The organism is Streptomyces albidicamelliae, from assembly GCF_025642175.1.
GTDB lineage: Bacteria > Actinomycetota > Actinomycetes > Streptomycetales > Streptomycetaceae > Streptomyces > Streptomyces albidocamelliae.
Map to the genome: position 1 here is coordinate 752,589 of NZ_CP106795.1, position 15,107 is coordinate 767,695.

The window sequence follows — 15,107 nt, forward strand, 5'->3', positions numbered from 1 at the left end:
TCGGTGGGCTCGTTCGCTCACCACCCATCTTTCCCCGACAGGGGCGCACCGTGCGAGTGCGCCCCTCCGGCGGGGGATCAGCCGATGTGGTAGCTGTCGCCGTACACCTTCCAGTCGAGCGGGGTGTTCAGGTCGAGGTTGCCCTTGCGCAGGAAGACCCGTTGCTCGGTGTCGACGCGGCTGGTGTCGCTGTGCGCCTCCTCCTGCTTCATCGCCCACACCCGGGCGTCGAGGAAGGCGTTCAGGTACGTCGTCTCGTTGCCGCCCTGCGCCGGGGGCCTGGCGCTGCGCAGGGCACGCCTGCGTATGTTGCGGAAGCTGGTCGGGTCGTCGCCGTCACCGTGCATGACGATGGCGTCGTAGTAGATGAACTGCCCCAGGGCGCGCAGCGAGTCGGCCTTGCCCTGGGCGACGGCGGGGTCGAAGTAGACGCGGTCGCGTTCGTCGTTCTGGGCCTGCTGGAACGCGCCGTCCTGGGCCGCCCTGCGCCAGTCCCCCGGGTAGGCGGGGTCCAGGCCGGAGTGCGAGTCGCTGCCGTTGACGCGGCGCAGGGCGGGCAGGTACTTGGCGAGGACGTTGCCCGGCTTGCGGTCGGTGTAGAGCTGCACCAGGTCGAGCATGTCGCCGGTGCCCGAGCAGAAGCCGATGATGCCGGCGGTGTAGCCGCGGCCGTCGCCGATGTCCTCGATGTACTTGTACTGGGCCTTCCAGTCGAGCGAGGAGTTCTCCGCGCTCGACACGAGCTTCATGGCGGTCTCCTTCTTCGCCGGGTCGTCGAGGCCCGGAGCGGCCGACGGCGCCGCGACGGCGCTCCGGCCTCCGAGCAGGGCGCCGGAGGCGACGGCGCCGAGCACGGCGACGAAGGTCCGGCGGGAGAGGGCAGGGGTGACCGTCTCGCGGTCTGCGTGCACCACAGGGACTCCAAGGGGGAGTGGGGGGTGGGGAGTTGGTCCGTACCGCACTGGTAGGAAAGTTTCCTATCAAACGCGGCGCGGACCGGTAACCCGGTACGCGTGAAGTTCGTAGGATCGAACAGCTCTCCGGGGGCGCCCCGCGGCTCTAGCCGTGTCGCGCCTTCTCCCGCTCCTGCGCGAAGGCGTACAACTCCTCGGAGGTGGTGATCAGTTCGTGCCGCTCCGCCCGCGAGCCGACCATCGGCTGCGAGCCCTTCAGCGGGACCTGGGCACTCTCGGGGAGGAACTTGACGGTCAGCAGGCCGATGACGCCCGCCAGCATCAGGTAGTAGGCCGGCATCAGGTCGTCGCCCGTGGCGCCGACCAGCGCTGCGGTGACCAGCGGGGTGGTGCCGCCGAACGCGGCGACGGCCATGTTGAAGCCGATGCCCATGGCCGCGTAACGGACAGCGGTCGGGAACAGGGCGGGCAGGGTCGCCGCGCTGGGTGCCGCGAAACAGGCCAGCAGGGTGGACAGGATCAGCACCCCGAGGATCGGCGGCCAGGTGCCGTGCGCCTTGATCAGCAGGAAGGCCGGCACGGCCAGCACGATCATCGCGGCGGCGGCGACGGCGTACAGCGGCCGCCGGCCGACGCGGTCGCTGAGCCGGCCGAGGAAGGTGATCAGGACGACGATCCACACCATGCCGATGAGCACGAGGAGGTCCGCGGAACCGCTGGAGCGGTGCAGGGTCTCGGTCTGGTACGTCGGCAGGTAGCCCGTGACCATGTAGTTGGTGACGTTGTAGAGCAGGACCAGGCCCATGCAGATCAGCAGCGGCCGCCAGTGGTTCCTGATGATGTCCTTGAACTCGCTGCCCGCCGACTCCTGCGCGAGGGACTTCTCGTGTTCGTCCAGCTGCTGCTGGAAGGCCGGGGACTCCTCCAGCTTGAGCCGCATGTAGAGACCGATCACCCCGAGCGGTCCGGCGATCAGGAAGGGGACGCGCCAGCCCCAGGAGAGCATCTGGCCGTCCGTCAGCGTCAGGTTCAGCACGGTGACCAGGGCCGAGCCGAGGGCGTAGCCGACGAAGGTGCCGAAGTCGAGCCAGCTGGACAGGAAGCCCCGCCTGCGGTCCGGTGAGTACTCGGCGACGAAGGTGGTCGCGCCGCCGTACTCGCCGCCCGTCGAGAACCCCTGGACCATCCGGGCCAGCAGGAGCAGCACGGGCGCGGCGATGCCGATCGTGGAGTAGCCGGGGATGACGCCGATGGCGAAGGTGCCCACCGCCATCATGATCATGGTGGTGGCGAGCACCTTCTGCCGGCCGATCCGGTCGCCCAGCGGCCCGAAGACGAGCCCGCCGAGGGGCCGTACGACAAAGGCGGCTGCGAAGGTCGCGAAGGAGGAGATGACCTGGGCGGCCGGCGAGGCGCCCGGGAAGAACACTTTGCCGATCGTGGCGGCCAGGTAGCTGTAGACGCCGAAGTCGAACCATTCCATGCAGTTGCCGAGCGCGGAGGCGCCCACGGCCCGCCGGAGCAGCGGAGGCTCGACGACCTGCACGTCGTCCTTGCGGAAGGCCCCCTTGTTGCGGCGCAGCCTGCGGGTCAGGTCCTCCCGCACCTGGCGGGGCAGCCGCGCTGCCGCACCGGACGCCCGCGGCCCGTCGTCCGCCTGCTCTCCTCCGTCGGCCGTCGCACCGCTCACGAGCACCTCCCACGTCTTCCGCCCCGTTGATCACCGCCTGCCCGCATGACCCATTAAGAAACGGAACCGCTCAATCCCATCCGGGACGGCGGTTGGACTTGCGCGGGCGGCAGGGAGCAGGGTGGACGGATCCTCCGCACACGGAGGAATCCCCTACGGCACCACCCGGAGAAGACCCGATGACGTACGTCGCGGACCCCGCTCGCTACGACGGCACCATGCGCTACCGGCGCACCGGCCGCTCGGGACTGGACCTGCCGGTCCTGTCGCTCGGCTACTGGCACAACTTCGGCGACGACCGCCCGTTCGAGACGCAGCGCGAGATCGCCCTGCGCGCCTTCGACCTCGGGATCACCCACCACGACCTGGCCAACAACTACGGTCCCCCGTACGGCTCGGCCGAGGTCAACTTCGGGCGGCTCATGAAGCAGGACCTGGCGCCCCACCGGGACGAGCTGGTGATCTCCACCAAGGCCGGCTGGGACATGTGGCCCGGCCCCTACGGGCAGGGCGGCGGTTCCCGCAAGTACATGCTGGCCTCGCTGGACCAGTCGCTGCGCCGGATGGGCGTGGACTACGTGGACATCTTCTACTCCCACCGGCTGGACGCGAGCACGCCGCTGGAGGAGACGATGGGCGCGCTCGACACCGCCGTCCGCCAGGGCAAGGCCCTCTACGTCGGCATCTCGTCCTACGACGCCGAGCGCACCCGGCAGGCCGCGGCGATCCTGCGGGACCTCGGCACTCCCCTGCTGATCCACCAGCCGTCGTACAGCATGCTCAACCGCTGGATCGAGACGGACGGTCTGCTGGACGCGGCGCGGGACGAGGGCTTCGGGGTGATCGGCTTCACCGCGCTGGCCCAGGGGCTGCTGACCGGCCGCTACCTCGACGGCCTGCCCGAGGACTCGCGGGCCGCGCAGGGGAAGTCCTTCGACCCGGCCTGGCTCACGGACGACATGCGGCGGCGGCTGCGCGCCCTGAACGACATCGCGGCCCGGCGGGGGCAGACCCTCGCCCAGCTGGCGCTGGCCTGGGCGCTGCGCGACGAGCGGGTGACCTCCCTGGTCATCGGCGCCTCGCGCACCGAGCAGCTGGAGCAGAACGTGGCCGCGCTCGAGAACCTCGACTTCAGCGCCGAGGAGCTGGCCGAGATCGACAAGTACGCCACCGAGGGCGGCGTGGACCTGTGGCGGGAGGCCCGGCTCGGCACCCTCGGATGATCGGCACTCGGTGCCGGACCGCGCCGGCGGTCCGGCACCGAGTGACATCAGGGACTAGACATAAAGAAAAAGTAGGACATAATGGAGAGAGCTCGGACAGCGTTGTCAGCGCGTCCCCGCCCCTCTCCTCCCGTCTTCCCCTTGCGTTCGTCCCGCGACTTCGAGGAGCCGCTCACCGCATGGCGTACGGAGCCCACCGCAGCCCCCTCCTGCCTCCCCGTCCCGACCTGACCCTCGCCCGCGACTGCGAGCAGTGCCTCGGGTGGGGCACCGTCGTCACCCGCGACGGCGACCACGAGCTGTGCCGCGGCTGCCAGCCCGGCGCCCTGGACGAAGAGGGCTGTTCGGGCCCCGGACTCTGAGACCCCCTCTGTTTCATGTCCGTCCGCCCTCTGTCCGCGTCCGTCCGCCCCTGTCCGCTCCCCGCCCGGCCGGGCACCTCCGCACCCGCGTTCACCGGCGCCGGGTTAGGGTTCCGGCAATGGTTTCACCAAGAAACCGTCAAGACGGGCAGGGGGGCAGCCATGGGCGCCGCACGCACGAGCAGTACGCCGTTGCCGGGAATCGGGGTCCGCTACGACCTCACCACACGGGAGGACCGCCGTGTGTCGGTGGTGGCCCACCGCGACGGATCGCGGACGCTGAGCGCCTACCGCCGCGACGACCCCGACGCCTGCGCGCTCTCCGTGCGGCTCACCGGCGGTGAGGCGGAGGCGCTGGTCGACGCGCTGAAGCCCACGCACCACAGCCCCGCCCTGCTCTCCACGACGGAACTCGGCCTGGTCGCCGAGCGGATCGAACTGTCCTCGGCCTCCCACTGGAACGGCCGGCTGCTCGGCGACACCCGGATGCGCACCGAGACCGGCGTGTCGATCGTGGCCGTGCTGCGCCGCGCCGAGGCGATACCCTCCCCCGGCCCCGGTTTCCGGCTGGCCGGTGGCGACACGCTCATCGTGATCGGCACCCGCGAGGGCACCGACGCCGCCGCCGCGATCCTCGGCCGGGAGTGATCCGGATGCATTCCTCCGCGGTCTTCCTGATCGAGTTCGGCGCCATCATCCTCGGCCTCGGCCTGCTGGGCCGCCTCGCCGCACGCCTGCGCTTCTCGCCGATCCCGCTCTACCTGCTGGCGGGCCTGGCCTTCGGCGAGGGCGGGCTGCTGCCGCTGGGCACCAGTGAGGAGTTCGTGGCGATCGGCGCCGAGATCGGCGTGATCCTGCTGCTGCTCATGCTGGGCCTGGAGTACACGGCCAGCGATCTCGTCTCCAACCTCCGCACCCAGTACCCGGCGGGACTCGTCGACGCCGCCCTCAACGCCCTGCCCGGTGCCGCCATGGCCCTGCTGCTCGGCTGGGGCCCGATCGCGGCCGTCGTCCTGGCCGGCATCACCTGGATCTCCTCCTCCGGTGTCATCGCCAAGGTCCTCGGCGACCTCGGCCGGATCGGCAACCGCGAGACACCCGTGATCCTCAGCATCCTGGTGCTGGAGGACCTGTCGATGGCCGTGTACTTGCCGGTCGTCACCGCGCTCCTGGCCGGTACCGGCTTCGCCGCCGGCAGCGTCACACTGGCCATCGCCCTCGGCGTGGCCGGCCTGGTCCTGCTGCTGGCGGTGCGCTTCGGCCGCCACATCTCCCGCTTCGTCTCCACCGACGACCCGGAGAAGCTGCTGCTGGTGGTGCTCGGGCTGACCCTGGTGGTGGCCGGTGTGGCGCAGCAGTTGCAGGTCTCGGCGGCCGTGGGCGCCTTCCTCGTGGGCATCGCCCTGTCCGGGGAGGTCGCCGAGGGCGCCCACCACCTCCTCGCCCCGCTCCGGGACCTGTTCGCGGCCGTCTTCTTCGTCTTCTTCGGGCTGCACACCGACCCGGCGAGCATCCCGCCGGTGCTGCTGCCCGCCCTCGCGCTGGCCGTGGTCACCACCCTCACCAAGATCGCCACGGGCTACTGGGCGGCCCGCCGTGCCGGTGTCTCGGCCAAGGGCCGATGGCGGGCGGGCGGCACCCTGGTCGCGCGCGGCGAGTTCTCCATCGTCATCGCCGGACTCGCGGTCACCGCCGGCATCGACTCCGATCTCGGCCCGCTGGCCACCGCGTACGTCCTGATCCTGGTCGTCCTCGGCCCGCTGACCGCCCGCTGGACCGAGCCGCTGGCCCGGCGGCTGACCGGCCGGCTCACCGGCCCGCGGACCGTGCCCGGGACCCTTGGAGCGGGCGGCGCCGAGACTCCGGCCCCCGACCCGGCCGCGGCGGTGCGCGACCAGGACCCGGCCGGACGGCACTGACCGGGCGCCGGGCGCCCCGCCGTACCGTGGAGACATGTCCGCTCCGCTCCCCGGACCGCTGGCCCCTCTGGCGCCGCTGCTCGGTCACTACGGCTACTGGGCCGTGGGGGCCGTGGTCCTCGTGGAGGACTTCGGGGTCCCCGCGCCCGGCGAGACGATCCTGCTCGCCGCGGGGGTCTACGCGGGCGCCGGGCGGCTCAGCATCGTGGCCGTGGCCGTCATCGCCTTCACCGCTGCCGTCGTCGGGGACAACATCGGGTACCTGATCGGCCGGTCCGGCGGGCGGGCCTTCGTGCACCGCTGGGGCCGGTACGTCTTCCTGACGCCCAAACGGTTCGCGGCCGCCGAGGCGTTCTTCGGCCGGCACGGCGGCAAGATCGTGACCGTGGCGCGGTTCATCGAGGGCCTGCGCCAGGCCAACGGCATCATCGCGGGCACCACGGGGATGCGCTGGCGCCGCTTCCTCGCCTTCAACGCCCTCGGCGCCGCCCTGTGGGTCGGGCTGTGGGCCACCCTGGCCTACCTGGTGGGCGACCACATCACCGCCGTCTACGACGAGATCCGGCGCTACCAGCTCTATGTCGTCGCCGCGTTCGCCGCGCTGCTCGCCGCGCTCGTCGTACGGCACCTCGTACGACGGCGGCGCGAGCCCTGACCCGCCCGGCGTCCGCCGCTCAGCCGCCCGCGGCACCGAGCGCGTGCACATGCTCCAGGGCGTCCTGCACCACGGTCCGCCGGTACCAGGACCGCCAGGCGGCCAGGTCCCGGGCCAGGCCGTGCACGGCGTCCTCCTGGGCCGCGGTCAGCCAGACGCCCGGTTCCGACCGGTGCACGGACAGCACACCGTTGCACTCGCCGCGGTCCGTCATCATGGGCGCGCCGTGCACCGCGCGGATGCCCGCCCCGAGCGCCGCCCGCCCGACGGGATGGCCGGCCAGGTCCGGCTCGGCTGCCACGTCGGGGACGGTCACCGGCCGGCCCGCGGCCCGGGCGCGCGCACACACCGCGGGTGGTCCGAGGACCAGGGCCAGGCAGTCCCGGTAGGCCGGGTCAAGCCCGTGGTGGGCCTCCAGCACGAGCGCCTCGTCCTGCACCCGGTCGGTCAGATGGATCTCGGCCGCGTCGGCGTCCGCCATGGTCACCGCGCGGTAGACGGCGGCCTTGAGCACCTGCAGACGGTCCCGCGCGTCCAGCCGGTCGACGGTCAGCAGGGCGACCGAGGGCGGCGGGACGTGCCGGCGCCCCGGGAACCAGTCCCCGTGGGCCGGTGGCGGCGGAGCCGTCACCACGGCGGAGGCCAGCACCCGCAGCGGCACGTTGTGGTACTGCGAGCCGGCGCGCAGCACGGCGAAGGCGGCGGCCGGTCCCGACAGGCCGTACCGGGCGATCAGGATGCCCTGGGCGATCCCGATGAGCCCGCTGGTGCGGGCCTTGGCACGGAGCCCGTAGACCTCGCTGGACGGCTCCTCCTCCGGCGCGTAACGGCCGCTGTCCTCGGCCCGCGCCGCGTCACCGGCGCCGCACAGGGTGGCGAGGGCGCCCTCCAGATCGGGATAGAGACGGACGCCCGGCAGGGGCGACAGGGAGAGCACGGTCCGCACATGCGGGGTGGCGCCGGCGACCAGGACCGGTGCGCCGGTGCGGTGCCCGGTGCGGGCGGCCAGCGTGCCCACCGCGGCGCTGCTCACCTGGACCACGCCGGACAGGTCCAGGACGAGTGGCAGGCCCCGCTCGTCGGCCCCCTTCAGCCGCAGGTCCAGCTCACGGCCGAAGGTCCCCGCCCCCTGGGCGTCGAGAGTCCCCCACAGTCGCAGCACCACCGCCCGATCCGTGACCGGTTGCACGGTCACCAGGGGACCTCGCGTCACAGGGCATCACCCACGGACTTCGCACGCTCGCACACGGCACACCGGGGTCGGCGAGCGGCCATGATCGGCCGGCCGCTTCCCGACCGCTTCTGCTCCCACCTTGTTCCCTGGTGCCCGCCCATGGCAAGCAGCCGATCGGCCGGTTTCGCGCACCGCGGGACCGGAGGTGTGTCGGGGTCGTGCACACCCGCTCGGCGGGCGCACACTGGACGACAGGCCGGCCGTCTTCTGGCCGTCGGTCCGGGGCTCCTCCGGTTCGGACGTGTGCTGGGGGAGCTTCGAGATGTCGGCCCCCCTGATACGGGCCTCCTGATGCGGGCCCTCGATGCGGACTCCCTGATTCCTCGGCCTCGCGCCATCCGGTGCGTGCCCGGGTGTTACCTGTGGGTAATCGCAGATGGTTTGATGTGCGGCGCCACTCAGCTCTTCATCGACTCCATCGACAGGGAGATCCAGTGACGCCCTTCGCACCGCGCCGCGCCCTCGCCGCGGCCGTGCTCGCCCTCGCCCTGCCCGCGGCGGCACTCGCCGGCACGGCCACGGCGGAGGCCGCCGAACCGGCACCGGCTGTGCGGGTTCTGACGTACAACACCTTCCTCATGAGCAAGAACCTGTACCCGAACTGGGGTCAGGACCACCGGGCCGCGGAGATACCGAAGGCGTCCTTCTTCCAGGGCAACGACGTGGTCGTCCTCCAGGAGGCCTTCGACAACTCCTCGTCGGACGCGCTGAAGAGCGCCGCCGCGGCCCAGTACCCGTACCAGACCCCGGTGGTGGGGCGCAGCCGCACCGGCTGGGACGCCACCGGCGGCGCGTACTCGTCGGCCACGCCCGAGGACGGCGGGGTCACCGTGCTGAGCAAGTGGCCGATCCTGCGCAAGGAGCAGTACGTCTACAAGGACGCCTGCGGCGCGGACTGGTGGTCCAACAAGGGCTTCGCCTATGTGGTGCTGAACGTCGGCGGAAGCAAGGTGCACGTCATCGGGACGCACGCCCAGTCGACGGACTCCGGGTGCGGCACGGGCGAGGCGGCACAGGACCGCAGCCGGCAGTTCAAGGCGATCGACGCGTTCCTCGACGCGAAGAACATTCCCGCGAACGAGGAGGTCCTGGTCGCGGGCGACCTCAACGTGGACTCGCGCAGCTCCGAGTACGCCTCGATGCTCGCCGACGCTGACCTGGTCGGGGCCGACGCGCGGACCGGGCACCCGTACTCCTTCGACACGCAGGAGAACTCCATCGCCCACGACCGCTACCCGGACGACCCGCGCGAGGACCTGGACTACGTCCTCAGCCGGGCCGGCCACGCCCGGCCGGCGGGCTGGCGCAACGAGGTCGTCGAGGAGCGGTCGGCGCCCTGGACGGTGAGCAGCTGGGGAACGTCGTACACGTACACCAACCTCTCGGACCACTACCCGCTGCGGGCGTACGCCGGCTAGGGAGTGGTGCGCGTGGGCCGGCCCTCGGCGGAGCGGTCCGGCCCGCCGCGCCGGGTGTCGTCGTCGGCGCGCTCGTGGCCGCCCCGCAGGGCGGAGGCGAGCGCGGCGACCAGGGCCATCCCCGCGGCGACCCCGAACACGATGCTCAGCCCGTGGTGGAAGGGGCCGGAGACCAGCTCCGGGAAGAAGCCGTGACCGGTCAGCTCGGCGCGCTGGGCCGCGGTCAGCCGGTCGAGCGTGCCGCCGGTGCCCAGGAGGTGGCCGATGGGGTTGTCGCCGAGGAACGTCGCGAACAGGGTGCTGACCGGCGGCAGTGAGGCGGCCTCGTGGGCCGTGCCGGCGGGCACCCCGTGGGCCTGGAGCCCGCTGCTCAGCGTCGACGGGAGGGTGGCCGCCAGCCCGGAGACCATGAGGGAGAAGAAGACACCGATGGACAGGGCCGTGCCCGAGTTCTGGAAGGTGGACCGCATCCCGGAGGCCACGCCCCGGTAGCGGGCCGGCACGCTGCCCATGATCGAGGAGGTGTTGGGCGAGGAGAACATGCCCTGGCCGAGGCCGCTGAGCAGCAGCAGCGCGGCGAAGCTGCCGTAGTGGAAGTTCACGGGCAGCGCGAGCAGTCCGAGGAAGGACCCGGCGACCAGGACGAGTCCGGCCGTGGAGAACACGCGGGCGCCGAACCGGTCCGACAGGTAGCCCGAGACGGGCCCGGCGACCAGGAAACCCACGGTGAGGGGCAACATGAAGATGCCCGCCCACAGCGGGGTGTCCTCGAAGTCGTAGCCGTGCAGGGGCAGCCAGATGCCCTGGAGCCAGATGATGAGCATGAACTGCAGCCCGCCCCGGGCGATCGCGGTGAGCAGGGCTGCGAGGTTGCCCGCGGCGAACGCCCGCACCCGGAACAGCGACAGCTGGAACATGGGCTCCGCGACCCGGCTCTCCACGACGCAGAACACCAGCAGCAGGAAGGCACCGCCGAACAACCCGGTCAGCACCCAGGGGTTGGTCCAGCCGGTGGGGTGGCCGCCGTAGGGCTGGATGCCGTAGGTGATGCCCGCGAGCAGGATGCCCGCGCCCGAGGCGAAGGTGAGATTGCCGAGCCAGTCGATCCGGCCGCGTCCGCCGGCCGCCGTCTCCCGCAGACTCAGGTACGACCAGACGGTCCCGGTGACGCTGACCGGTACGCTCACCCAGAACACCGCCCGCCAGTCGACGGCGGCGAGCAGGCCGCCGGCGAGGAGGCCGAGGAACTGCCCCGCTAGGGCGGTGATCTGGTTGATGCCGAGTGCCATGCCGCGCTGCCGGGCCGGGAAGGCGTCGGTGAGGATGGCGGCCGAGTTGGCGGTGAGCATGGATCCACCGAAGGCCTGCACGATCCGCCACAGGATCAGCCAGAGCGCGCCCGCACCGGCCCGGAACGGGTCGAGGGACAGCGCGACGGAGGCACCGGCGAAGATCAGGAAGCCCAGGTTGTAGATCCGGACCCGGCCGAACATGTCGCCGAGCCGGCCGAGCACGACGACGAGCACGGCCGAGACCAGCAGATAGCCGAGGATCATCCACAGCAGGTAGCCGATGTTGCCCGCGGCGAGCGGGTCCAGTCCGATGCCGCGGAAGATCGCCGGCAGGGAGATGATCACGATGGAGGCGTCCATCGTGGCGATCAGGACGCCGAGCGTGGTGTTGGAGAGGGCGACCCACTTGTAGCCGGGGCCCGGCGGTGTGTCCCTGAGGCGGGCCGAGCGGGCGAGCAGCCGGGCTCGCACGCCCGCGCCGGCCGGGTCGCGCGGGGCGGGCGCCTGGCCGGTCACAGCCGTTCCGCCAGCCGGTCGAGCAGGGGCAGGGCGTCCCGCAGCGCCTGCCGCTCCCGCGGGGTGAACTCGTCCAGGGCGTGCGCGAGCCGGGCCACCGACTCGGAGCGGCGCTGCTCCAGCACGGCCCGCCCCTCCTCGGTGAGGGAGACGATGGCCCGGCGCCCGTCGACGGCGTCGGGGGCACGGCTCACCAGGCCGCGCTGTGCGAGTCCGGCGAGGGTGCCGGCCATCGCCTGCGGCCGGACGCGTTCCAGGTCGGCGAGCGAGCCGGGCGAGTCGGGGCCGGTACGCGCCAGCCGGGCCAGGACCGAGACACCCGAGAGGGACACGTCCCCGACGGCGTGCGCCTGGCGCAGCCGGCGGACGATCCGGCCCATGGCCAGCCGCAGCTCGCCCGCGAGTGCAGTGGTATCCACGTTTGATAACACTAGGTTTATCAGTTTGGACTGTTCAACCAAGCCTGGGTAATGGACGCCGCGGGCGATTGCTGGTTTGGCCGGCGGCGCAGCGGCAAGTCGAAGGGCGAACGGACACCCCGAGGATGTTGGGATGTGAAAACCGATGGCTGGCAACCAGAAGGCCAAGGGCAAGGCGGAGCAGGCCAAGGGCAAGGCCAAGGAGGCTGCGGGCCGCGCCGTCGGCAACGAGCGCATGGAGGCCGAGGGCCGCATGGAAGGCGCTCGCGGCGACGCCCGCCAGGCCAAGGAGAAGACGAAGGACGTCTTCAAGCACTGATTCGGGCCGTATGAGCTGGGGAAACGGGTCCGGGAAAGCCGCTCGCGCGGTGGTTCCCGGGCCCGTTTCGTCGTGTGTGCTCGCGTACGGTCGCGTGCGCCTCGCCCTCCGTGTGCGTGGCTCCCCCACGCCCCCCGCCGGCCGTGCGCCGTCTCTCATCAGGAGTTCGTGTGCAACCGGAGGATTACTCGCGGACGTCCCCTTGATCGACGGCCCAGCGGGTAGCCGAAGCTGGGACGGCACGGCCACCGTGTTCACGGGAAGGGACCCTGACCCCAGAGGAAAAGGGCAAGGACGTATGGACATCCCGCTCAGGACGTACGCGACGATGCAGGACCGCCCCGCACCCCTGTGCTACAGCCGCACCTGGGACAACGGCGTCTCCAGCATCGGCGACGCCAGAGACGCCGTCGCGGACCTGCTCGGACGGGCGCGGCCGGCACCGGACCGGCGCTCGGTGCAGGATGCCCAGCTCGTCGTCAGCGAACTCGTCACCAACGCGGCGAAGCACGCCCCGGGCCCCTGCGCCCTGCGTCTCGAACTGCTCCCCGGTTCCACCGCGCTGCGCGTCTGTGTGACGGACACGTCCGGCGAGCCGCTCCGGCAGCGCCCACCGGACCCCCGGCGCGTCGGCGGCCACGGCCTGCGCCTGGTGTCGAAGCTCGCCGCGGCCCTGGAGGTGACCAGGCTGGCCCGCGGCAAGCGGGTCACCGCGACGGTACCGCTGACGGGCGCGACGGCCCTCTGAGGCCGCCGGCGCCTCAGATCACCCTGATGCCCACGATGCAGGTGTCGTCGTCGGTGTCGGACCTGCTGTAGGTGAGCAGCCGGTCCAGTTGCTGGTCCAGGACCTCGGGGGCCGAACGGGCCGTGTCGAGAAGATGGGAGAGGGACTCCTCCACCGAACGGTCACGGCGCTCGATCAGCCCGTCGGTGTACATCAGCAGGGTGTCCCCGGCGGCCAGTTGCACCTCGGTCTCCTCGTAGACCGCCTCCGGCAGCGCGCCCAGCAGCAGGCCCTTGAGCGTGGGCAGGGTGCTGGCGTCCGACTCGCGCACCAGGACCGGCGGCAGATGGCCGGCCCGTGCCCAGCGCAGGGTCCGCCGCTCGCCGTCGTACAGTCCGCACACGGCCGTGGCGGTCACCGCCCCGGTCAGATGGTGGGCGACGATGTTCAGCCACGACAGCAGCTGCGCGGGCCCCGCTCCGGTCACCGCGAGGCCGCGCAGGGCGTTGCGCAGGACGACCATGCTGGTGGCCGCCTCGATCCCGTGCCCCGCGACGTCGCCGACGCACAGCAGGATCAGTCCGGAGGGCAGGACGACGGCGTCGTACCAGTCGCCGCCGACCAGTTGCTCGGTCTCGGCGGGCCGGTAGCGCACCGCCACCTGGAGGTCGGGCACCTGCAGGGGCGTCTGCGCGGGCGGCATGATGGCGTGCTGCAGCTGGAGCGCCAGCCGGTTGCGTTCGTCGGCCTGCTGCTCGGTGTGGGCCAGCTGGTCGCGGGTGGCGGCGAGGGCGACCTCGGTCCAGTGCTGCGCGGAGATGTCCTGGTAGGCGCCGCGCACGACGAACAGCTGGCCGTCGGTGTCGAGCACCGGCTCGGCGACCACCCGCATGTGCCGGGTCACGCCGTCCGGGCGCAGCAGCCGGAACGCGGCCGACGCGGGCCTGCGGTGGTGCAGCACGGTGCGCAGGAAGCGGCGGATGGGGACGGCGTCGTCGGGATGCGCGTGTGCGGGCAGCTCCTCCAGCGCGACCGGGGGGCTGGTGGGGGGCCGGCCGTAGAGGCCGAACAGCTGGCCGTTCCAGGTGATCTCACCGGTGAGCAGGTTCTCCTCGAAACCGCCGATGCGGCCGAGCCGCTGGGCGTTCTGGAGCAGGCTGGCCAGGCGTGCCGCCTCGTCCTCGATCCGCCAGATGAGCAGCACGCTGGAGCCGTGGCGGCTGACGCTGATGTCGGCGACGGCCGAGAGCGGCACTTCGTCGACGAGGGCGGTGAGCCGCATGCGGCGGGCGCGGAACGGCTCGCCCGTGGCGTAGACCCGCTCCACCCGCTGGAAGAGCTCGCTGGCACCCGCGGCCATCGGGTAGGCCTCCAGCAGCAGGGCGCCGTTGACGACGGCCCGGGGCCGGCCCGCGGGGTCGAGGAAGCGTTCGTTGACGTGCTGGATGCGGAAGTCGACGAGCTGCCCGGAGTCGTCGAGGTAGGGGACCAGCACCAGGGTGGGGTCGTGGAGACCGTCCGCCAGGTCCATCAGCTCCACCACGTCGGGCAGCAGCCGGAGTTCGGGCCCGGCGCCGGGCGGCACCGCGAAGCTCTCCAGCGTGTGGGCGCACAGCTCGGCGAGGGCCTCGACCTGCCGGATCACCGGCCGTGGCAGCGGCTCCTCGGGCCCCGGCCAGGCGATCTCCAGCACGCCGTGGATCCGGCCGCCCGCGCCGGCGGGTACGGCGATCCGGGCGCCGTCGGCGTACTCGCGGCGGCCCACGGTCGGGAGTCCCGACGCGGCCAGCGAGGACAGCCACTGCCCGTCCGGCTCGGTCAGGCCGCGCCGGGCCACGGTGGCCACGTCGGGCGGCACGTACCGCCAGCGGGCCGCCTCGCCGGGCGGGAACCCGGCGCTGCCCGCGAGGGTCAGCGAGCTGTCCGAGCCGGCCGCCCAGATCGCCACCGCCACCGCGCCGAGCGGCCGCAGGGCGTGTTCCAGCAGCGAGTCGGCCATCGCCTGGGCGTCCGTGGCGGCGAGGACACCGCTCTCGGCGGCGCGCAGCCGGACGGCGGCCGATTCCTCGTCGTCCCCGGCCGGTTCCGCGGCGAGGGACAGGAACGCCTCGGTGACCTCCGAGACGCGGTCGCGGGCGGCCTGGTTGATGACCTCCACCGCGAATTCGAGCGGGGTCACCTGGGACTGCTCGGTGAGTTCGGCGAGCTGGCGGGCGGCCTGGGCGGGGCCGCAGCCGAGGCGTTCGACCAGGATGCCCTTGGCCAGCTCGATCAGCGCCCGGCCCTCGGCCTCCGCCTGCGCCGTCCGCACCTCGCGGCGCAGCCGCTCGACGGTGGCCGCGAGCCTGCCGACCGGCGAACCGGTCGGGGCGTCGGCCAGCAGGGCGTCGAGCGACGGCATCTGGACGGGCAGGCCGGC

14 protein-coding genes are annotated in these 15,107 nt (G+C 72.4%); 8 read left to right on the forward strand and 6 right to left on the reverse strand.

What is annotated here, in order from left to right; genetic code table 11:
- Nucleotides 1-77 precede the first annotated feature (77 nt).
- Complete coding sequence (locus tag N8I86_RS03710; RefSeq protein WP_263277093.1) at nt 78-914, reverse strand: chitosanase; 837 nt, start codon at nt 912-914, stop codon at nt 78-80.
- 145 nt (nt 915-1,059) lie between these two features.
- Nucleotides 1,060-2,604: an MFS transporter gene (locus tag N8I86_RS03715; RefSeq protein ID WP_404830778.1), complete on the reverse strand. Its 1,545-nt coding sequence runs from the start codon at nt 2,602-2,604 to the stop codon at nt 1,060-1,062.
- A 179-nt stretch (nt 2,605-2,783) separates the two neighbouring features.
- Here N8I86_RS03715 and mgrA point away from each other — a divergent pair, with 179 nt between their 5' ends.
- The 5 genes from mgrA to N8I86_RS03740 all read left to right on the forward strand — a co-directional run bounded on the left by mgrA (nt 2,784) and on the right by N8I86_RS03740 (nt 6,763).
- A complete protein-coding gene (mgrA, locus tag N8I86_RS03720) occupies nt 2,784-3,827 on the forward strand; it encodes an L-glyceraldehyde 3-phosphate reductase (protein ID WP_073895432.1) in 1,044 nt (347 codons plus the stop codon).
- 179 nt (nt 3,828-4,006) lie between these two features.
- Nucleotides 4,007-4,189: a hypothetical protein gene (locus N8I86_RS03725; protein ID WP_073895430.1), complete on the forward strand. Its 183-nt coding sequence runs from the start codon at nt 4,007-4,009 to the stop codon at nt 4,187-4,189.
- Between the two features lie 162 nt (nt 4,190-4,351).
- Nucleotides 4,352-4,837, forward strand: a complete 486-nt coding sequence (locus tag N8I86_RS03730) for a cation:proton antiporter regulatory subunit (RefSeq protein ID WP_073895428.1) — start codon at nt 4,352-4,354, stop codon at nt 4,835-4,837.
- 5 nt (nt 4,838-4,842) lie between these two features.
- Nucleotides 4,843-6,108 (forward strand): cation:proton antiporter, encoded by a 1,266-nt coding sequence (locus N8I86_RS03735; RefSeq protein ID WP_073895426.1) that lies wholly within the window; start codon nt 4,843-4,845, stop codon nt 6,106-6,108.
- Nucleotides 6,109-6,142: 34 nt separating this feature from the next.
- Complete coding sequence (locus N8I86_RS03740; protein WP_073895424.1) at nt 6,143-6,763, forward strand: DedA family protein; 621 nt, start codon at nt 6,143-6,145, stop codon at nt 6,761-6,763.
- 19 nt (nt 6,764-6,782) lie between these two features.
- On the opposite strand, the gene N8I86_RS03745 is transcribed toward N8I86_RS03740, so the two are convergent.
- Complete coding sequence (locus tag N8I86_RS03745; protein WP_158075333.1) at nt 6,783-7,958, reverse strand: ANTAR domain-containing protein; 1,176 nt, start codon at nt 7,956-7,958, stop codon at nt 6,783-6,785.
- A 473-nt stretch (nt 7,959-8,431) separates the two neighbouring features.
- Here N8I86_RS03745 and sph point away from each other — a divergent pair, with 473 nt between their 5' ends.
- The gene (sph, locus tag N8I86_RS03750) at nt 8,432-9,415 is read left to right on the forward strand and encodes a sphingomyelin phosphodiesterase (RefSeq protein ID WP_263277094.1); all 984 of its coding nucleotides are present in this window, start codon (nt 8,432-8,434) and stop codon (nt 9,413-9,415) included.
- Here the strand turns inward: sph and N8I86_RS03755 are convergent.
- Nucleotides 9,412-11,178 carry an MFS transporter gene (locus N8I86_RS03755; RefSeq protein WP_404830870.1) on the reverse strand — a complete coding sequence of 589 codons (1,767 nt, stop codon included), beginning with the start codon at nt 11,176-11,178 and terminating at the stop codon, nt 9,412-9,414. The genes sph and N8I86_RS03755 overlap by 4 nt on opposite strands.
- A gap of 41 nt (nt 11,179-11,219) precedes the next feature.
- Entirely contained in the window at nt 11,220-11,642 is a 423-nt protein-coding gene (locus N8I86_RS03760) for a MarR family winged helix-turn-helix transcriptional regulator (RefSeq protein ID WP_263277095.1), read from the reverse strand.
- 145 nt (nt 11,643-11,787) lie between these two features.
- Here N8I86_RS03760 and N8I86_RS03765 point away from each other — a divergent pair, with 145 nt between their 5' ends.
- A complete protein-coding gene (locus tag N8I86_RS03765; RefSeq protein WP_073895416.1) occupies nt 11,788-11,961 on the forward strand; it encodes a CsbD family protein in 174 nt (57 codons plus the stop codon).
- A gap of 298 nt (nt 11,962-12,259) precedes the next feature.
- A complete protein-coding gene (locus N8I86_RS03770) occupies nt 12,260-12,709 on the forward strand; it encodes an ATP-binding protein (RefSeq protein ID WP_073895414.1) in 450 nt (149 codons plus the stop codon).
- 13 nt (nt 12,710-12,722) lie between these two features.
- Here the strand turns inward: N8I86_RS03770 and N8I86_RS03775 are convergent, their stop codons facing one another.
- The gene (locus tag N8I86_RS03775; protein WP_073896666.1) at nt 12,723-15,089 is read right to left on the reverse strand and encodes a SpoIIE family protein phosphatase; all 2,367 of its coding nucleotides are present in this window, start codon (nt 15,087-15,089) and stop codon (nt 12,723-12,725) included.
- Between the last annotated feature and the right edge of the window lie 18 nt (nt 15,090-15,107).

Excerpts from the sequence above, each read along its gene's own strand:
- N8I86_RS03775 (WP_073896666.1), bottom strand. The coding sequence starts at position 15,089 with ATGCCGTCGCTCGACGCCCTGCTGGCCGACGCCCCGACCGGTTCGCCG.
- mgrA (WP_073895432.1), top strand. The coding sequence starts at position 2,784 with ATGACGTACGTCGCGGACCCCGCTCGCTACGACGGCACCATGCGCTAC.
- N8I86_RS03770 (WP_073895414.1), top strand. The coding sequence starts at position 12,260 with ATGGACATCCCGCTCAGGACGTACGCGACGATGCAGGACCGCCCCGCA.
- N8I86_RS03735 (WP_073895426.1), top strand. The coding sequence starts at position 4,843 with ATGCATTCCTCCGCGGTCTTCCTGATCGAGTTCGGCGCCATCATCCTC.
- N8I86_RS03740 (WP_073895424.1), top strand. The coding sequence starts at position 6,143 with ATGTCCGCTCCGCTCCCCGGACCGCTGGCCCCTCTGGCGCCGCTGCTC.
- N8I86_RS03730 (WP_073895428.1), top strand. The coding sequence starts at position 4,352 with ATGGGCGCCGCACGCACGAGCAGTACGCCGTTGCCGGGAATCGGGGTC.
- N8I86_RS03725 (WP_073895430.1), top strand. The coding sequence starts at position 4,007 with ATGGCGTACGGAGCCCACCGCAGCCCCCTCCTGCCTCCCCGTCCCGAC.
- N8I86_RS03765 (WP_073895416.1), top strand. The coding sequence starts at position 11,788 with ATGGCTGGCAACCAGAAGGCCAAGGGCAAGGCGGAGCAGGCCAAGGGC.